Raw genomic sequence first — 18,952 nt, forward strand, 5'->3', positions numbered from 1 at the left:
GGACGGTGGACGGCGGCGCTCACGTCACCGGCGCGGACGTCGTCGACTCAGACGGCCGTCTTCGTGTGGACGTACTCCACCAGACGCGTCAGCGCGTCCGGGTTCGTCGTCGGCAGCACTCCGTGGCCCAGGTTGAAGACGTGCCCCTCCAGCCCTGCGGCGGCGGCCAGGACCTCGTCCGTCTTGGCCTCGACGGCCTCCGGGGTGGAGAACAGAACGGCCGGGTCCAGGTTGCCCTGGAGCGCCTTGCCGGGGCCGACGCGCCGGGCGGCCTCGTCCATCGGGACGCGCCAGTCGACGCCGACGACGTCGGCGCCCGCCTCGCCCATGAGGCCGAGCAGCTCACCCGTACCGACACCGAAGTGGATGCGCGGGACGCCGTACGAGGCGACCGCGTCGAACACCTTGACGGAGGCGGGCATCACGGAGCGGCGGTAGTCGGCGGGGGCCAGGGCGCCCACCCAGGAGTCGAAGAGCTGGACGGCGGAGGCGCCGGCCTCGATCTGGACCTTGAGGAAGGCCGCGGTGATCTCGGCGAGACGGTCGAGCAGGTCGGCCCAGAGCTGCGGGTCGCCGTACATCAGCGCCTTGGTGTGCTCGTGGTTGCGGGACGGGCCGCCCTCGACGAGGTAGCTCGCGAGGGTGAAAGGCGCGCCGGCGAAACCGATGAGCGGGGTGGCGCCCAGCTCTCCCGTGAGCATCCCGATGGCCTCGGTGACGTAGTGGACGTCCTCGGGGGTCAGGTCGCGCAGCCGGTCGAGGTCGGCGCGGGTGCGGATCGGGTCGGCGACGACCGGGCCGACGCCGGGCTTGATGTCGAGGTCGATGCCGATGGCCTTGAGCGGGACCACGATGTCGCTGAAGTAGATCGCCGCGTCCACCTTGTGGCGGCGCACGGGCTGCAGCGTGATCTCGGTGACCAGCTCGGGCCGCATGCAGGACTCGAGCATCGGGATGCCCTCGCGGACCTTCAGGTACTCGGGCAGCGAGCGTCCGGCCTGCCGCATGAACCAGACCGGCGTGTGCGGCACGGGCTCCCGTCGGCACGCCTTGAGGAACGCGGAGTCGTGCGTCCGCGACTGCTGCTTCGTCTGCTGGCCCACGGGGCTGTCATTGGCACTCACGACCAGAATCTTCGCATGTGGCGGGAAGCCGCTCGCCCGGGCCGGGTGTCCCTCCCTGCGCGAGGCTCCCGTTCCGCCTACTCTTCCCCGCATGGCTGCGGCTCAGGGACATTTTTCCGATCATTCCGACGGTGACGGAGGTACGGACGACACGGAGGCGAACGCGGTGCCACCCGCATTCCGGCGGGCGGTCGACGCCCTGCGGGCGGCTCGGCTGCGGCCGGAGCTGGAGATCGATCCGACCAGGCCGCCGCAGCGCCTGGCGCCGTACGCGTACGCACTGGAGGCGGCCGTCGTCGAGGGCGAGGACGATCTGGCCGACGGGCGGCTCGTGCTGCTGCACGACCCGGCCGGACACGACGCCTGGAAGGGAACGTTCCGTCTGGTGACGCTGGTCCGGGCGGAGCTGGAGCCGGAGATGGCGGCGGACCCGCTGCTCCCCGAGGTCTGCTGGTCGTGGCTGACCGGTGCGCTGGAGGCGCGCGGGCTGGCGTACGGGGAGGCGAGCGGCACGGTCACCCAGGCGGGTTCGCACTACTTCGGGGGGCTCGCCGAGCGCCGGCCGGCGACCCAGATCGAGATCCGGGCGTCCTGGACGCCGCAGGACGCGCTGGGTGGTGCGCCGGACACCGCGGCGCATCTGACGGCCTGGTCCGATCTGCTCTGTCAGATCGCGGGGCTTCCGCCGTCGACGCCCGACCCGGGGGCGGGCACGATCTCGGGCGCGGGGGTCGTCTCGCTGCCCCAGCGCAGGGGTCCTCAGCAGCCCTAGGCCCTGTCGTCACCATGGCCCAGGAAGGGGCGCCGGGGCCCGCCGGCGGGGAGGCTCACTCGTAGGATGATCGATCACGCGTCCGAATTGCCCCAATTGTTACTCACCAAATCGTGATCTTTCCCTAAAGGCGGGCGCCCCAGCTGCCGAAGAGGTCAATGACCCCTTCACCGCACGGGTTCGCCCCCGGCTTCTTCCCCGAGCCGGCTCCGTCCCGCATCTCCCCAGGAGGCCGTGTGTCCGTTCTCCTCGAGCAGCCCGCAAGCCTGGTCGCCTACCGCCCGAACAAGCCGACCGCCATGGTCGTCGTGGCCGACCCTCGCGTCCGCTCCACCGTCACCCGCCACCTGTGGGCCCTCGGCGTACGCGACGTGATCGAGGCGTCGTCCATCGCCGAGGCCCGTCCCCGTGTCGGCAACCCCCGCGACATCTGCGTGGCCGACGTCCACCTTCCCGACGGCAGCGGCCTGACGCTGCTGTCCGAGACCCGCGCGGCGGGCTGGCCCAACGGCCTCGCCCTCTCCGCGGCCGACGACATCGGCGCGGTGCGCAACGCACTGGCCGGTGGGGTCAAGGGCTATGTCGTCACCGGTACGCGGACCAACATCGGGCACCCCACCCGCCCCGGAGCCGCCCCCATCGGCGCCGCGGCAGCCCGCCTCGGCCACCGCCGCCCCCCGGGTGCTCCGAGCCACCCAGGCGGCTACCGCGAGCTCTCCGGCCGTGAGGTCGAGGTGCTCCGGCTGGTGGCCGAAGGCCAGTCGAACAAGGCGATCGGCGTGTCCATGGGCCTGTCGGCCCTGACGGTCAAGAGCCACCTGGCCAGGATCGCCCGCAAGCTGGGCACCGGCGACCGGGCCGGGATGGTCGCGGTGGCGCTGCGCACCGGGATCATCCACTGAGTACGGGACGCCCCCGAACGGGCACCCCGCGCGGTTGACGAAAGATCGGCGCCTGTCGACGGAACGTTCCGTCGACAGGCGCTTGCCGTTCACAGATACCCTTGACACGTGACCGACGCCCAAGAGACCGCAGCAGACACAGCACTGCGAACCACCGGGGGCGCTCCCCCGGACGACGACGTCCCTGCGAATGGGCTGCCGATCCCCTTGCTGGAGCCCCGCGAGGGCATTCCGCCCGTCGTGACGACCGACGAGGCGCTCGCCGAGGTGATCGCCGCGTTCGCCGCGGGCCACGGGCCCGTCGCCGTCGACGCCGAGCGCGCCTCGGGGTACCGCTACGGCCAGCGTGCCTATCTCGTCCAGCTCCGCCGTGAGGGCGCGGGCAGCGCGCTCGTCGACCCGGTGGGCTGCCCCGATCTGTCCGGCCTCGGTGAGGCGCTGGCGGGGACCGAGTGGATCCTGCACGCCGCGACCCAGGACCTGCCGTGCCTGCGGGACATAGGCATGGTGCCCACCCGGCTGTTCGACACCGAGCTGGCCGGCCGCCTCGCGGGCTTCCCGCGGGTCGGGCTCGGGGCCATGGTCGAGTCCGTTCTCGGCTACGCCCTGGAGAAGGGGCACTCCGCGGTGGACTGGTCCACCCGCCCGCTGCCCGAGCCGTGGCTCCGGTACGCCGCGCTGGACGTCGAGCTTCTCGTCGACCTGCGTGACGCACTGGAGAAGGAGCTCGACCGGCAGGGCAAGCTGGAGTGGGCCCTGCAGGAGTTCGACGCGATCGCCTCGGCCCCGCCCGCCCCTCCCCGCAAGGACCCCTGGCGGCGGACCTCCGGCATGCACAAGGTGCGGCGCCGGCGTCAGATGGCGGTCGTACGGGAGCTGTGGACGGCCCGGGACCGGATCGCCCAGCGGCGGGACGTCTCGCCGGGCAAGGTGCTGAGCGACGCGGCGATCGTGGAGGCCTCGCTCGCGGTGCCGGCGAACGTGGCGGCGCTGACCGCGCTCCCGGGCTTCGGCCACCGCATGGGCCGGCGTCAGCTGGAGCAGTGGCAGGCGGCCGTGGACCGGGCGAAGGCCCTCCCGGACGGCGAGCTCCCCCAGCCCGGCCAGCCGGTCGCGGGCCCGCCCCCGCCGCGCGCCTGGGCGGACAAGGACCCGGCGGCGGCCGCCCGGCTGTCGGCGGCCCGCACGGCGGTCTCGGCCCTCGCGGAGGAGCTGAACCTCCCCCAGGAGAACCTGATCACCCCGGACACGGTCCGCCGCGTCTGCTGGGAGCCCCCGGCCCCGGCCACCCCCGACACGGTCGCGGCCGCCCTCACGGGCCACGGCGCCCGGCCGTGGCAGGTGGAGCTGGTGACCCCGCTCCTGGTCACGGCCCTGTCGGCGACGGCGTAACCGCCTCGCCGACCCTGCGACAGCCCCCGGCCGCACGCGGCCGGGGGCTCGGCCGCGCTACGGGGCCGGGCTGAGGTTCCCGTCGGTGTCCATGTCGAAGACGCCCTGGGTCTTGCCGTCGACCTTGAGCTGCTTGAGCCAGTGCTTCGACAGGTGGTGGACGTTCTTGTGCTGCGCCTCCCACACCACCGAATGGCCCGCGCAGGCCAACTTGACCATCAGCTTGTGGGCGCCCGCGACGGCGTCGTAGAGCGCGGGAACCGAGAAGTTGAGTTCAGGGTTCGCGGAGGGCGGTGACGTGTTCACCTGAGTGTCGGAGTCCCCGTACACGATCAGCACGGGCACACTTCCGCCGAGGACATCGCCCTGCGCCGCCGTCGCCCTGTTCCAGCCCCACCGGACGAAGTTCCGGATCCGGCTCAGGCCCTCCGGCGGCCCCCATGTCCTGCCCACCGGGTCGTTCTCCATGATGGCGGCCCACGCCTTTTCGACCATGCCGGGTTCGCGCTGGCCCACACAGCTCAGTTCCGTGTTCCACCCCGACTCGAGACCCCACCTCGTCCCCAGGAACGTCGGGAAGCCGGGCTGCGGCAGCGGGTTCGGCGGGGTCGACGTGCCGTCGGGCGGGAAGATCGGCGCCAGCAGGAACAGACTCTCGACCTTGGTGGGGTTGTTCACCGCGTACGGTCCCATGGTGAACGCCGCCGCGGACCAGCCGACGAAGGCGATCTTGTCCACCTTGCGCTCCTTGCGGATCCACTCCACGACGGTGTGCAGCTCGTCCCGGTCGCTGTTCGAGTTGTTCAGCTGGAACGCGTAGTTCGCCGGGCCCGGGGTGAATCCCGGTGGTCTCGGCTTGAGGAGGTTCTGGCTGGCCGGGTTGACGTTGCGCGGGTCGTCCATCTTGGGACGTGGCGACCGTCCCGAGCCCTGGAGATCCATCAGGAAGACGTCGTAGCCGGCCTTCGCCAGCGCCTCGGCCCAGCTGTACGACTTGTGCCGGAGGTCGAAGCCCGCGAGCACCGGAACGCTCCGGCCGTGCAGCATGAGGACTGCCCTGCGCTTCGGGAGAAGTCCGAGAGGGGTGCCGTCCCGCTCCCGCACGAAGAGCTGGACCACCTCGCCCTTGTTCGCGGGGACGGTGGACGAGTGGGGGATCGCGTGGTCCTTGGTGGTGATCGCCATGGGGGTCCGTTCTCTGCGTTCGTTCGGTCCGGGGGCCTCGCGCCCCCGTCCCGACCAGCGTCGACTCGATGTGAACCCGGCGCCACGGCACGATCGCGGACCTGAGCCCATCGGGTTGTGGGACCCTCCGATCGGCGGTCGGGCGGTGTGACCTTCACCGCTCCGGCCCCCGGGGCTGGGCAGCCTGGTTACCCGCAAGTAGCATGGGGGGAGCAAGCGCGCGCTTAGTCGCGTGCCGCAGCAGTGCCACCCCGCACCCTGGAGGAGAGCCATCGTGCCTCGTACCGTCAGGGACGTCGTCTTCGTCGACGGCGTCCGCACCCCGTTCGGCAAGGCGGGCCCGAAGGGCATCTACCACGAGACCCGCGCCGACGATCTCGTCGTGAAGGCCATCCGGGAGCTGCTGCGCCGCAACCCCGGCCTCGACCCCGCGAAGATCGACGAGGTCGCCATCGCCGCGACCACGCAGATCGGCGACCAGGGTCTGACCCTCGGCCGCACCGCCGGCATCCTCGCCGGGCTGCCGCAGTCCGTCCCGGGCTACTCCATCGACCGCATGTGCGCCGGTGCCCTCACCGCCGTCACCTCGGTCGCCGGCTCCATCGCCTTCGGCGCCTACGACGCCGTCATCGCCGGTGGCGTCGAGCACATGGGCCGTCACCCCATGGGCGAGGGTGTCGACCCGAACCCGCGGTTCGTGAGCGAGAAGCTGGTCGACGAGTCCGCCCTGTTCATGGGCATGACCGCCGAGAACCTGCACGACCGCTACCCGAGCATCACCAAGCAGCGCGCCGACGAGTACGCCGTGCGCTCGCAGGAGAAGGCCGCCAAGGCGTACGCCGACGGCAAGATCCAGGCGGACCTCGTACCGATCTCGGTCCGCCGCACCAACGCCGAGGCCGGCGAGACCGGCTGGGGCCTGGTCACCGCCGACGAGCCGATGCGCCCGGGCACCACCCTGGAGTCGCTGGCCAACCTGAAGACGCCGTTCCGCGTCCACGGCAACGTCACCGCGGGCAACGCGGCCGGTCTCAACGACGGCGCCACCGCCTCGATCATCGCCTCCGAGGACTTCGCCCGCGAGAACAACCTCCCGGTGAAGATGCGCCTCGTCTCGTACGCCTTCGCCGGCGTCGAGCCCGAGGTCATGGGCTACGGCCCGATCCCCGCGACGGAGAAGGCGCTCGCCCAGGCCGGTCTCTCGATCGAGGACATCGACCTCTTCGAGATCAACGAGGCCTTCGCGGTCCAGGTCCTGGCGTTCCTGGAGCACTACGGCATCGCCGACGACGACGCCCGCGTCAACCAGTACGGCGGCGCGATCGCCTACGGTCACCCGCTGGCCTCCTCCGGCGTCCGTCTCATGACGCAGCTGGCCCGCCAGTTCGAGGAGAACCCGCAGGTCCGCTACGGCCTCAACACGATGTGCGTCGGCTTCGGCATGGGCGCCACGGTCATCTGGGAAAACCCCCACTGGGAGGGCAAGTGAGCACCACCGCCGAGCTTCTGAAGGGCGCCGCGGAGCTCTTCCCCGACGAGGTCGTCACCAGCGCCCACGTACGGCACTTCGAGCTGCCCGCGGGTGCGGGCCGGTTCGCGCTGATCACGCTGGACAACGGCTTCGACCACACCAAGCCGACCACCTTCGGTCCGCAGTCCCTGGCGAACCTCAACACCGCGATCGACCAGGTCGAGGCCGAGGCCGCCAACGGTGAGATCGTCGGCGTCGGTGTCACCGGCAAGCCGTTCATCTTCGCCGTGGGTGCCGACCTCAAGGGCGTCGAGCTGCTCAAGCAGCACTCCGACGCGCTCGCCATCGGCAAGGGCGGCCACGACGTCTTCAAGCGTCTGTCCGCGCTGGCCGTGCCGACCTTCGCGTACTACAACGGCGCGGCGATGGGCGGCGGTGTCGAGGTCGGTCTGCACTGCACCTACCGCACCGTCTCCAAGGCCCTGCCGGCCTTCTCGCTGCCCGAGGTCTTCCTCGGCCTGGTGCCCGGCTGGGGCGGCTGCACGATCCTGCCGAACCTGATCGGCGCGGAGAAGGCCGTCACGGTCATCATCGAGAACTCGCTGAACCAGAACCGTCAGCTCAAGGGCAAGCAGGTCTTCGAGCTCGGCATCGCCGACGCGATCTTCGAGGGCGCGGACTTCCTGGAGCAGTCGCTGATCTGGACCGCCTCGGTCCTCAACGGCTCGGTCACGGTGGAGCGTCCGGAGATCGACCGCGGTGAGGGCTGGGACCAGGCCGTCGCCAAGGGCCGGTTCATCGCCGACTCCAAGGTGCACGGCGCCGCCCCGGCCGCGTACCGCGCCCTGGACATCATCGAGGCGTCCAAGGACGGCGACCTGCAGAAGGGCTTCGACGCCGAGGACCAGGCCCTCGCGGACCTGATCATGGGCGGCGAGCTCCGCTCCGGCATCTACGCCTTCAACCTGGTGCAGAAGCGCGGCAAGCGGCCGGCCGGTGCCCCGGACAAGTCGCTGGCCCGCCCGGTCACCAAGGTCGGTGTCGTCGGCGCCGGTCTGATGGCCTCCCAGCTCGCCCTGCTCTTCCTGCGCCGCCTCGAGGTGCCGGTCGTCCTGACCGACATCGACCAGGAGCGCGTCGACAAGGGTGTGGGCTACGTCCACGCCGAGATCGAGAAGCTGCTCGGCAAGGGCCGGATCAACCAGGACAAGGCCAACCGTCTCAAGGGCCTGGTCTCCGGTGTCCTGGACAAGGCCGAGGGCTTCGCGGACGCGGACTTCATCATCGAGGCCGTGTTCGAGGAGATGTCCGTCAAGCAGAAGGTGTTCGCGGAGGTCGAGGCGGTCGCTCCGGCGCACGCGATCCTCGCCACCAACACCTCCTCGCTGTCGGTCTCGGAGATGGCCTCGAAGCTCCAGCACCCGGAGCGCGTGGTCGGCTTCCACTTCTTCAACCCGGTCGCGATCCTCCCGCTCCTGGAGATCGTCCGCGGCGAGAAGACGGACGAGGCCTCGCTCGCCACCGCCTTCGGTGTCGCGAAGAAGCTGAAGAAGACCGCGGTCCTCACCAAGGACGCCCCGGCGTTCGTCGTGAACCGCATCCTGACCCGCTTCATGGGCGAGATCCAGAACGTCATCGACGAGGGCACCTCGGTCGAGACGGCCGAGAAGGCCATCGAGCCGCTCGGTCTGCCGATGTCGCCGCTGGTCCTCCTGGAGCTCGTCGGCCCGGCGATCGGTCTGCACGTCTCCGAGACCCTGAACCGCGCCTTCCCGGAGCGCTTCACCGTCTCCCCGAACCTGGCGGCCGTCGTCAAGGCCGGCAAGCGCGGCTTCTACACGTACGACTCCGGTAAGCCGGAGCTGGACCCCGAGGTCGCCGCCCTCCTCAAGCAGGGCGACGTCGTCCTGACGGAGGAGCAGGTCCGCGACCGCGTCCTGGACGCGGTGGCGCAGGAGATCGGCCTGATGCTGGAGGAGGGTGTCGTCGCCGAGGCGCAGGACATCGACCTCTGCCTGATCACGGGCGCGGGCTGGCCCTTCCACCTGGGCGGCATCACGCCGTACCTGGACCGTGAGGGCGTCTCCCAGCGGGTGAACGGCAAGCCGTTCCTCGCGCAGGGCGTCGCGAGCGTCCCGGCGTAACGCCGAACGGAACGGCCCCGGCACCTCGAAGGTGCCGGGGCCGTTCCGCGTTCGTGTCGTCCGTCAGGGGCGGCGGCGTGCGGTCCGGACCGCCGAGCGCGGCCCGGACGCTCGACCGCCGTTCAGATCACCGAGTGCCAGCCGCCCAGCTGGAAGCCGTCGGCCCCGGCCTTCTGCCGCATGGTGAGCAGCACGGGTCCGTCGGCCACCGTCATGGCCACGAGACCGCCGTCCAGGTCCTGCGTGAGGGTGGTCGTGAGGGGGCCCTGCGGGGCGCCCGTCTCGGTCCACTTGGCGCCGGCCGACTCCTGCTCGGCGGGGTACGCGGCCAGTGCGAGCCGCCCGTCGGCGGTCTGCTGGGCCAGTACGGTGCAGTCGAAGCCGTCGATCCGGCAGGAGGTCGCGGAGAGCGGTCCCGTCCCCACGGCCTCGACGAAGGGCGTCGACTCGGGCGAGCGGCCCGGGGACCAGACGCGGACGTGCCCGTCCTTGTCGCAGTAGAAGAGCGTGACGTGCCCCGAGGGCCCGGTCACGGCGGCCAGCGTGCCGAAGGTCACCTCGGCGGGCACCACGTCCTGCCGGACCGGCTTGCCGCCGGGCTCCTCCTGGACGTAGCGCAGCAGCCCCTTGGCGGTCGCCGTGTACAGCTCGACGAGGCCGTCGCCGTTGGTGACGGCGACCGGCGAGGGGTCGGTGCCGCTGCCCATGAGGTCCCACCAGGGGTGCCAGCCGCCGCCCTGCTTCTGGGCCCGTACGCTGAGCCCGCCGCCGCCGTTCTTGGTGAAGACGTACGCACGGCCCTCGGCGTCGACCGCGATGCTCGGGTTGCCCGTCCACTTGAAGCTCTTGCCGTTGGAGTGGGCGATGGAGCGCCATTCGACGTTCGGCCGGCCCGTCTGGAACTGGGTGGAGTGCACCAGCTCGACGTGGCCCTCCTCGCCGTCGGCCACCGGACGCAGCCCCACGAGGTGGACGTAACGGTCGGCGCCCTGTCCGACCGCCAGGATCGGCAGGAGACCCCCGCCGCCGAGGGAGTCCGCGCCGCTCCACCGGCCGTCGGTGCCCTCCGTCCAGCGCACCACTTCGCCGTCCCTCAGGAGGTAGGCGCTGAAGCGGCCCTCCGTGCCGCGGGTGAGCCAGCCCCCGCGCAGCGTCGGAACGGCGAACCGCCCCTGGGAACGGTGGGTCGGGTCCTCGGATCGATATGCCATGGGGTCCAGCGCTCCGGTCGACAGGTCAGCATCGGAATGGGCAGGTCCGCTCGGACTGCTGTTCGTCGACTTTAGTGGGTGCCGGGAGTGCCTGACGCCGCCGTGGGGTACGCCGGCATCGCGCCGGCCGGGCTGCCGCTCAGCGACGCGGCAGAACGGCGATCGCCGTGGAGACCCGGCGTTCCTCCACGGAGTCGCCCACGGCCTCACGCGGACGGTTGCGGAGCCGGCCGTTCACCACCATGGTCGTGGAACCGCCGCCGTCGAGGGTGACGCCGTCCGTGGCTCCCAGGGAGCGCAGCAGACCGGCCGCTTCCCGGAGCGTGGACCCCTCGCTCACGCCGGGGTCGCGGCCGTCGAGCGTGACGAGGAGGACCGAGCCGTCCTCGGTCACACCGGCGAGGGTCCGGGGGGGCCGGTCCGAGGCGGAGGCCCTGTCCGCGACCGTGACGCGGCCGTCGGTCAGCAGCCGGGTCCCGCCGCCGACGACCGAGTCGACCGGTCCGGCAAGCGTCCGGCCGTCGGGGCCGTGCATGGGCATCGACGCGTCCAGCCGCCGGCCTGTGCGCGCGTGGTCCCGGAGCCAGTCGGCGCCCTCGCCGATGCCGTACAGCACCCGTGCGCGCGCCGGGACGGGGCCGCCGGCCGGGGATCTCAGCCGCTGGACCCTTCCGTCCGCGGAGAGCACGGCCTCGACGCTGCCGGGTCCCCCGATCGGGGTGTCGACGCCCCACTGCGGGGTGAACTCCACGATCTCGTCGGGGACGGAGCAGAGCCCGGTCCGCGGGTCGTCGCGGACGAGGCGACCGGCCGCGGACAGCCGGCGGCCGTCCACTCCCCCACACGGGCGGAGCCGGCCCGGCAGCCGGTTGACGCCGTCGAGCGGCCGGCTCGCCGCGTCCTCCGCCTCGATGCGGCCCGGGGTGGAGACCTCGGTGATCCGCGCGTCCAGGCGTCCGTCGCGGTAGCCGAGGACGAGGGCGGCGCTGTCGTTGCGGGCTTCGCTGAGGACCTGGTCGCCCTCCGCGTACAGCCCCGTCGGGTCGCCCTCGAAGCCGCTGAACGCCTTCCCGCCGCGGATGTCGAAGTACGAGCCGTTGACCGCGGCCAGCGCTCCGGTCTGCCGCGCGATCTCCCGTACCGTCTGGGCCGTCGCCAGCCTCCTGCCGTGCGCCCCGGTCAGCCGCACCTTGGCGTCGGGTGCGACGCGCAGCACCGCGACGCGAACGGGCCCCGCCGGGCCGTCGGCGGTGAACTCCTCATGGACCACGCCGGGGGCCAGGGGGCGCCCGCTCGGGGGGGCGGTGGGGCCGTGGAGGTCGGGGCGGTCGTCGCCGGCGTCCGTGCAGGCCCCGGCGGTCAGGAGGAGCGCCAACGCGAGCACGGCGAGACGGCGCGCAGAACTAGCCATCCGTGCGGATCGCGCCCGGCGAGTGGCTCAGGTCGCCGGTGTACACGGTGATCTCGGACCAGACGCGGTGCCCGCTCTCGTCCTCGAAGCAGCAGGAGAAGCCGTCGTAGCCGACGTGGTCGTGATCCGCCTGGTAGGTGAGGCTGCCGTCCGGGGCGCCGAGGAGCGTCCCGTGGGCGGCGAACGTGCTGCCGACGAGCCGGAGTCCGGCCGCAGGGCTGTAGTCACCGGGGATCACGAACCGTCCGCCGGGAGGCAGCATCATGGAGCGTCCGGGCAGCCAGTGCCGACGGACCCGGAATCCGACGTGGGACACCGACATGGAGGACACCAGTCGCTCCTCCTCGGTGCGCTTGACGCCGACCACGATCCGCGGGAGCAGGTACGAGCCCTCGGCCGCGTCGTCCGCGATCCTGGCCACCAGGGTCACGGCGCGCGGTTCGGCGCCGGAGGCGTACGTCGCGTAGCGCCCGTTGCCCAGCTTGCCGAGGCCCTTGTGGGTGACGACGCTCGTGACGCCCTCGAAGACGTCGCCGAGCAGGTAGCCGTACGTCCGGAACGGCGCGTCCTGCGGCGTGATCGACAGCGTCAGGGAGAACGTCTGCCCCGGGGCGAGCGGCAGCTGCGGGTCGACGTCGGAGAAGAGCTCCAGACGGCCGCCGTGCCGGGGGCTCTCCGGGTGGCTCACCCAGGCCTGGGCCAGCGGGTACCAGTCACTCATCGCACGACCTCACTCACGCGGGACTTGGTCAGGTGCTCGAAGACGTCGTCGGGCAGCCAGGTGACCTCCTGCTCCGGGATGTGCGCGTCCAGGTTGCGGAAGCACTCCGGCAGGAGCAGGCCCTGGGCGTACATCTCGCGGGCGACGAACCGGGCGCATTCCAGGGCGCCGTGGGGGCGCACGTGGCTGTTGTCCTCGACCCCCTCCGGATAGTTGGGGTGCTCCCCCGGCCGGAGGTACAGGAAGACGTTCTTGCTCTCCTCCGAGCCGAGCTGCTCCCACCAGGAGCAGGTGAAGTCGTGCAGGTCGACGAGGGGTACGGAGGTCGCCTGGGCGAGTTCTCGGACGGCCTGCGGATAGACGCCGAGGCTGCGCCGCATGTTGCCGAAGGCATCGAACACGCGCCGCTCCACGCCGGGCACGAGCACCGGATGCGCGCCCCGGGACCGGGCCCCGCTGATGTACTTCTTCAGATAGAACTGGAAGTCGGAGAACGGCGCGCTGAAGCGGCCGTCCTCGGCCCGCATGTCGTTGTGTCCGAAGGAGACGAGCAGCAGATCGCCGGGGGCGATGTTCTCCAGGATCCAGGCGAGGCGTCCGCGCTCCCAGAAGCTGCGCGAACTCGCCCCGGCCCGGGCCGCGTTGACGACTTCGGCGCCGGGGGTGAACAGGTGGAGCACCTGCCCCCAGCCGGCCATCGGGGCCATGCTCGTCTGCCGCGTGCAGGCACCCGAGCCCCCCGCGATGAAGATTCTCCTCATCCGATCGTTCATCCCTGTCCGTCCTGCCATTTCATGGAATCAGCACCCCGCGGTGGAGGTCGTCGAACATCGGATCCGCGACCTCGGCGGGGTCCAGCGTCTCGATCACCCGGTAGGCGCGCTCGCAGTTCGACGTGTCACGGAGCACGAAGAACTCCTCCGCGCGCCGCTGGTACACCTCTTCGACCGCGAAGTCCTGCTCGATGGAGCGGATGATCTCCTCGACCGCCCGGTCGACGGTGCCGCAGGCCGGTCCGAACCCGTCCCGGGCGAGGTCGAAGTAACCGCGCTTGTAGTGCTTGCTGTAGAACTGCTCGTCGTCGAAGTTCGTGTAGACGATCGGCTTGCCCATGTAGGCGACGTCGAAGAACACGGACGAGTAGTCGGTCACCAGCATCGAACACTCCCGCATGGCGAGCTGGACGTCCCGGCCGGTCGTGGAGACCGTGATCGACGGGTGGTCGATCTTGAAGTGCTTGAGGTACGGCCTGATCTCGTAGTGCGGCATGAACTCCAGCTCGACGCCGTGGTGTTCGAGGGTGGCGAGGAGTCGCTCGTCACGCAGGAGCGAGGAGAAGAAGCGGTAGTACTCGGAGGCGACGAACGGCATCTCCGGCTTGGCGGCCTTGTTGTAGGAGGGCGCGACGATGTCACGGCGCCAGGTCGGCATGACGAGGACGCGGCGCGGCCCGTTCACCCGTTCCAGGGCGTCGAAGCGCGGCAGTCCGGTGGCGGCGACGCGCTCGTATCCGTATCCGCAGTGCTCGGCATAGTAGGCGCGCTCGCTGCGGCCCGTGGTGAGCACCATGTCGACGTTGGTGGCCTGGGCATGGATCGACGCGACGACGTCGTTGTACACGACTCCGTGCTGGAGGAAGACCCGCTTGTAGCGCAGCAGATCGCCGTACCCCCGGAGGAAGGCCCGCTTGTTCAGCCCGGGGAAGCCGAGGTACGCCTCCAGGTCGTAGGCGTTGATCAGCCGCTCCGCGTGCAGCAGATAGGCCCGGTGCCGCCAGGACAGCCGGTCGATGACCTGACCGTGGCGGGCGACCTTGTCCCAGTCCGGGGAGTCCCCGTTGATCGAGTAGTAGACCTTGCGTTCGGGGTGGTTCTGCCGGATCCACTTGAACAGGTGGTAGCTGTTGTCCTGCGCGGTGTCCTCGCGCTCCCCGATGATCCAGATGCCCCGCCGGTGGAGCACGGGGTGGGTGAGCCAGTACAGCAGGCGGGTGCGCCAGCCGTCGCGGCCGGGCAGGGCGGCCCGGAACTCCTGCCGGAAGCGGCGGATCCGGTGGGCCAGCCGGGCGGCGGACCCGTGTACCCAGCGGACGGAGACCATCTCGTCCTTGTCGATGGTCAGCACGAACCGCTGCCGCCCGCGGGTGTGCACGCCCTTGAAGCGGTGCAGCATCTGGCGGGTGGCCAGCGGGATGTCGTGGTGCCGCCCGTCCGCGTGGATACGGATCGCGAGCTTCAGCTCCGCGTTGGCGAGCGCGTCGAGCGACTCCTGCCGGACCACGGCGCGCCAGCCGGAGAACCAGTCCTGGTCCTTGCGGGTACGCCAGCGGTCCCGCCGGTAGACCTGTGCCACGGCGGCCGTGGCCTCGCGCTCACCGTCGCTGAGGACCAGCTCGATGCGGTTGGTGAACAGCGCGTCGATGTCCGTCGACGAGAAGACCAGCAGGCCCTCGAACTCGATCTCCCGGCCGGACCACTGGAAGGTCTCGAGGACGACACCGGTCCTCGGGACACGCAGCAGAGAGGTCTCGACCGAGTCGACGGCGAGCCGCCGGAAGACGCCCTCGTCGTCGACGTGCAGCGTCGGAAGGTACGCCTGCTTGCTCAGCGGCTCCGCGAACAGCTCGACGTTGCCGGTGACGATCGCGTGATGCTGGAGCCGGGCCAGGGGATGGACGGCGTACTGGAGGATCAGGTCGTCGGGCACCTGCGTGTAGATGGAGTGGAGCATCGGGAAGACCGCACCGATCTCCGGCTTGCTCATGATCCGGTGCACGTTGCGCACGTACGGCTGGAGCGTGCGGACCACGAAGCGCTGGGCCAGCCGGACCGTGCGTTCGGACGCGCCGTGGACCGCCTTCAGTACGTGTGCGGCGAGCCGGACCAACTCCTGGGTCTTGACGGGGTCGTTCCAGGGGCGGTCGAAGAGCGAGTCCTCCTGCGGCTCGTCGCGCGCGTAGAAGCGGGCGCCCCGGGCCACCGCGAGGCGGCGGCTGCGCAGGATCGCCGGCACGGTGAACCAGTCGTCCTCGAAGCCGGGCCCGTGACCGCAGCGGAAGTGGCGGTCGCGTACGTACGAGGTCTTGAAGAGCTTCCCGCCGAGTGCGGTGGAGAAGACGAGGTAGGGCGCGTCGTCGAGGCGGCCCACCGGTGCGGTCTCCTCGAAGTACCGCTTCCAGGGCGCGTCGTCGGTGCGTCGCGGGCCAGGAAAGTTGTCCTCCTCGCCGACGACGACGTCGACGCCTCCCGGGACCTTGCGTGCCGCCGCGAGCAGCCGTGCGAGCGCGGACTCGCCGAGGATGTCCCGGGCGCGGGCGAACATCACATAGGGCGCGGTGACGTACCGCAGGCCGTGGTCGAAGGCGGAACGCAGGCCCAGAACGGCCTGGGAGACGACTCTCGCGTTGGGGTAGTACGCCGCGAAGGCGGCCAGCCGGCGGGCGGTGGCATCGCTCGAACCGTCGTCGACGAGGACGACCTGGGTCTCGGCGAACCCGGCCTGGGCGGCCAGCGAGGAGAGGAACTCCCCGATGTTGTACTCGTCGTTGCGGCAGTGGACCACGATCGCCGCCGACCAGGTCTTCGGCGGCGCCACGGGTTCGGGAGCGGTGATGTCCTGCCACCACAGCCAGGAGGCGCCGCGCGGGTTGGCTCGGGTCTGGGCCGCGCTGGTCTCCGGGCGGAGCCCGAGGTTGCCGCTGACGGTCTCGTAGAACTCGTGGACACCGGACGCACCGGTGTACCGCAGCTCGGCCACGTCGATGCCGGGGATGGCGAGGGCGGTCGACGCGCGCTCACCGTCGTGGCGGAGCTGGACGAAGAGGTTCCAGTTGCCCGCGCGGTCGGCCCGGCCCAGGGTGTCGGCGAGGTCGAGGGTGGCGTGGTACCGGATCCACTGGTCGTCGATCTCGACGCCCGAGACGGGGAAGCGGTGGTCGGCCTTGGTGCTCCGGCGGCGCAGCACCGCGAGGAGCTCGACCTTGTCCTCGGGGTCGATCCGGCCGAGCTGGTTGCGTATCGCGCCGGCGATGTGGAGCCGGTCGCCGTGAATCTCGACGCGGGACGCCTCGTTGTAGAGCCGGGCGTCGGCAAGCTTGGTGCCGGTCAGCTCCAGTTCGGTGACGTCGAGGAACATCTCCGCGCCGGGCCTGCCGAGCAGTGAGCCGGACCAGTACACACGGCCGTCGCGCTCGACGATGTCGGAGCTGATCACGCTGCGGCGGCGCATGAAGTCCGCGGCCGAGATCGCGATGTCGACCCGGTCGTGCATCAGCCCGAAGGCGCGGACACGCTCCATGGGGCCGCACAGCTCGTACGCGCGCTCGTCCAGGGTCTGCAGATAGGGGGCGACGGTCCGCACGAAGGCGCTGCGGTAGGCCTTGTCCCCGGTGCGCAGCTCGGAGGTGTAGAGGCGCAGGTCGTGGGAGAGGAACTTGGCACCCTTGTGGGCGAGCAGGTCCGGGCGGCCGACCGCGGTCAGGAACCGGTCGGTGTACCGGTGGACCTGGACGCGGTCGCTGATGCTGCGCCGCTCGTGGCGCCGGTTCGTGATGGACGGCTGGTCCGTGTCGCGGTCCCACATCCACCGGTAGACCGGGGTGGCGAGGAGCGTGAGCGAGCGCGCGTGGAAGTTGGCGACCGTCGAGAAGTAGGTGTCCTCGAAGAAGACGCCTTCGGGGAAGCGGATGCCGAAGTCGTCGAGGAAGGCGTGGCTGTAGAGCTTTCCGGCGGCGATCGGGTCGTCGAACAGCTCCGGCAGGGCGCCGAGGCCGCCGGTGGTCCGGTCGACCGCGTAGAGCTGCGGCTGCCAGACGGTGTTCTCGTCCTTGACCGGGTTGATGCGCAGCACGCGGCCCGCGGTGACCTCCGATCCGGTGGCGAGGGCGGAGGCGAGCAGGTCCTCGACGGCCTTGAGCGGCAGCTCGTCGTCGGCGTCGAGGAACATCACGTACTGGCCGGAGGCGGCGTCGATGCCGTTGTTGCGGGGCGCTCCACAGCCCCCGCTGTTCTGTGGCCGCTCGATGACACGGACGCGAGGGTCCGCGGCGGCGAACTGACGGGCCACCAGGAGGGTGCCGTCGGCGGAGCAGTCGTCGACGACGAGCACCTCGACCGCGCGGTGGGTCTGGGCGAGTGCGGACTGCAGCGCCCGGGCGAGCGTGGCGCTCGCGTTGTACACCGGGACGACGATGCTGACGAGGTGCCGGGTCGTGGTGAGCGGGGGGTTCATCTGCTGTACTGCTCCGCTTCGGCCCGACCGTCCCGGGCGGAGGGCTGTGCCGGGATATGCACGAACCGGTGGAGCTGCATGGTGTCCTTCGGGCGGGCTCCGTGCAGGTCGTCGTAAGGACGGGGGTACGGCTGGAATCCCGGGTCCTCGTCGGGCTCCGGCGCCGGGAACCGCTGGTCGGCGAGGAGCGCGGTGGCGGCCTGCGCGGTGGAGACGGCGGCGGCGGGTTCGTACCCTCGGCGGCGGTGGCGGCCGGCCTGGAGGTGCGGGGCGATGGAACCGGCCCGGGTCGGCACGTCCTCGGGGGCGAGCCGCTCCATGGTGCGCGTGAAGTCGCGGGTGGAGAGCCAGAACTTGAACATGATGACGAGCTCGAAGGCGCCCATCAGCACGGCGGAGACGGCGGTGGTCAGGAGTACGTGGCCGATCAGGGGGCCGACGATGAAGATGAACATCTGGAACTCGATGCCGCTGATCAGATGCGGCCGGATCCGGCTGCGCAGCAGGGCGTGGCGGAAGCGCGCGTACCAGGGGAAGCTCTTGCGGAAGCCCTGGTGCAGGTCGATGACCTCGGAGTGTCCCGTCCCCGCGGCCGCCGCCTTGTGGACGTCCGCCTCCATCAGCGGGTTCTCGCGCAGCAGGTCCTCCATGAAGACGACCTTCTGGTCCTCCTCCCGGATGCCCGCCTCGGCCTGCCGGGCGAGGGTGACGGCCTCGATCTTGGACCGCATGGACATGCGCATCTTGTAGATCTGGAGGGCGTCGACGTAGCGGAGCATGTCGAGGAAGACGACGGCGAGGGCGGCGAGGAGGTAGATGGGCTCGTTCGTACGGAGGAACTGGCCGCCCATCAGGGCCAGGGCGCAGAACAGGACACGGATGCGGTCGAAGACGTAGTCGAGCCAGCCGCCGAAGACGGAGCCGTTGCCCTTGAGCCGGGCGAGCTTTCCATCGATGCAGTCGAGGATGAAGCTGATGTGGTAGAGCCCGGCGCCGATGGCGAGTGACTGGTAGTCACCCTTGAGGAAGAGGGCCGCGGAGCCGAGTCCCACGAACAGCGCGGCCCAGGTGACCCGGTTCGGTGTGATGAAGTTGAACCGGGCGAACCAGCACACCAGACGCGTCGCGACGGGGTCCACGAGGAGGACCGTCCACCAGGCGTCGCGCTTCTTGCACGTCAGCTTCTGGACGGCTCTGACTGAGAGCTTGTGCATGGCCCCTCGTGCTTGGCGTGGAATGTCTGGAGCGTCAGAACCCCCGTTGGTTCACACGCCTGAGCCCCGGTCGAGAGGGCCGAGCACTTCAGGTCCACAGAATCTTCACCTGTGGTCCACATAAAGGCCGTGGGTGACACTAGCAAATATGATCGACGGTCTCGCGTTCGAGTCCG

Annotated in this window: 13 protein-coding genes; 5 read left to right on the forward strand and 8 right to left on the reverse strand. The window is 70.8% G+C overall.

Annotated features, from left to right (window positions below; translation table 11 throughout):
- Nucleotides 1-47: 47 nt before the first annotated feature.
- Nucleotides 48-1,124, reverse strand: coding sequence for a uroporphyrinogen decarboxylase (gene hemE, locus M5362_RS04325; protein WP_260225947.1), 1,077 nt, complete (start codon nucleotides 1,122-1,124; stop codon nucleotides 48-50).
- Between the two features lie 91 nt (nucleotides 1,125-1,215).
- On the opposite strand from hemE, the gene M5362_RS04330 reads away from it, so the two are divergent.
- From M5362_RS04330 to M5362_RS04340, 3 genes are all read left to right on the forward strand, one after another.
- Complete coding sequence (locus tag M5362_RS04330) at nucleotides 1,216-1,896, forward strand: DUF3000 domain-containing protein (protein WP_260225948.1); 681 nt, start codon at nucleotides 1,216-1,218, stop codon at nucleotides 1,894-1,896.
- Nucleotides 1,897-2,132: 236 nt separating this feature from the next.
- On the forward strand, nucleotides 2,133-2,798 hold the full coding sequence (locus tag M5362_RS04335; RefSeq protein WP_015037008.1) for a response regulator transcription factor: 666 nt from the start codon (nucleotides 2,133-2,135) through the stop codon (nucleotides 2,796-2,798).
- Nucleotides 2,799-2,906: 108 nt separating this feature from the next.
- Nucleotides 2,907-4,190 (forward strand): ribonuclease D, encoded by a 1,284-nt coding sequence (locus M5362_RS04340; protein WP_260225949.1) that lies wholly within the window; start codon nucleotides 2,907-2,909, stop codon nucleotides 4,188-4,190.
- Between the two features lie 57 nt (nucleotides 4,191-4,247).
- On the opposite strand, the gene M5362_RS04345 is transcribed toward M5362_RS04340, so the two are convergent.
- A complete protein-coding gene (locus tag M5362_RS04345) occupies nucleotides 4,248-5,375 on the reverse strand; it encodes an alpha/beta hydrolase (RefSeq protein WP_260225950.1) in 1,128 nt (375 codons plus the stop codon).
- 274 nt (nucleotides 5,376-5,649) lie between these two features.
- Between M5362_RS04345 and M5362_RS04350 the strand changes: the two genes are divergently transcribed.
- On the forward strand, nucleotides 5,650-6,864 hold the full coding sequence (locus tag M5362_RS04350) for an acetyl-CoA C-acyltransferase (RefSeq protein WP_260225951.1): 1,215 nt from the start codon (nucleotides 5,650-5,652) through the stop codon (nucleotides 6,862-6,864).
- Entirely contained in the window at nucleotides 6,861-8,990 is a 2,130-nt protein-coding gene (locus M5362_RS04355; protein WP_260225952.1) for a 3-hydroxyacyl-CoA dehydrogenase NAD-binding domain-containing protein, read from the forward strand. The genes M5362_RS04350 and M5362_RS04355 overlap by 4 nt, the downstream gene beginning before the upstream one ends.
- A gap of 122 nt (nucleotides 8,991-9,112) precedes the next feature.
- Here M5362_RS04355 and M5362_RS04360 read toward each other — a convergent pair whose 3' ends face one another.
- The 6 genes from M5362_RS04360 to M5362_RS04385 form a co-directional block, all read right to left on the reverse strand.
- On the reverse strand, nucleotides 9,113-10,201 hold the full coding sequence (locus M5362_RS04360; RefSeq protein ID WP_260225953.1) for a hypothetical protein: 1,089 nt from the start codon (nucleotides 10,199-10,201) through the stop codon (nucleotides 9,113-9,115).
- A 139-nt stretch (nucleotides 10,202-10,340) separates the two neighbouring features.
- Nucleotides 10,341-11,612, reverse strand: a complete 1,272-nt coding sequence (locus tag M5362_RS04365; RefSeq protein WP_260225954.1) for a phosphodiester glycosidase family protein — start codon at nucleotides 11,610-11,612, stop codon at nucleotides 10,341-10,343.
- Nucleotides 11,605-12,333, reverse strand: coding sequence for an Ig-like domain-containing protein (locus M5362_RS04370; protein WP_260225955.1), 729 nt, complete (start codon nucleotides 12,331-12,333; stop codon nucleotides 11,605-11,607). Before M5362_RS04370 ends, M5362_RS04365 begins: the two co-directional genes overlap by 8 nt.
- A complete protein-coding gene (locus tag M5362_RS04375) occupies nucleotides 12,330-13,094 on the reverse strand; it encodes a rhamnogalacturonan acetylesterase (protein WP_260225956.1) in 765 nt (254 codons plus the stop codon). Before M5362_RS04375 ends, M5362_RS04370 begins: the two co-directional genes overlap by 4 nt.
- Nucleotides 13,095-13,125: 31 nt before the next feature.
- Nucleotides 13,126-17,562, reverse strand: a complete 4,437-nt coding sequence (locus tag M5362_RS04380) for a glycosyltransferase (RefSeq protein ID WP_260225957.1) — start codon at nucleotides 17,560-17,562, stop codon at nucleotides 13,126-13,128.
- Nucleotides 17,559-18,776 (reverse strand): CDP-alcohol phosphatidyltransferase family protein, encoded by a 1,218-nt coding sequence (locus M5362_RS04385; RefSeq protein ID WP_260225958.1) that lies wholly within the window; start codon nucleotides 18,774-18,776, stop codon nucleotides 17,559-17,561. The genes M5362_RS04380 and M5362_RS04385 overlap by 4 nt, the downstream gene beginning before the upstream one ends.
- Between the last annotated feature and the right edge of the window lie 176 nt (nucleotides 18,777-18,952).

The sequence above is a fragment of the Streptomyces sp. Je 1-79 genome (assembly GCF_025195125.1).
In the GTDB taxonomy this organism is placed as follows: Bacteria; Actinomycetota; Actinomycetes; order Streptomycetales; family Streptomycetaceae; genus Streptomyces.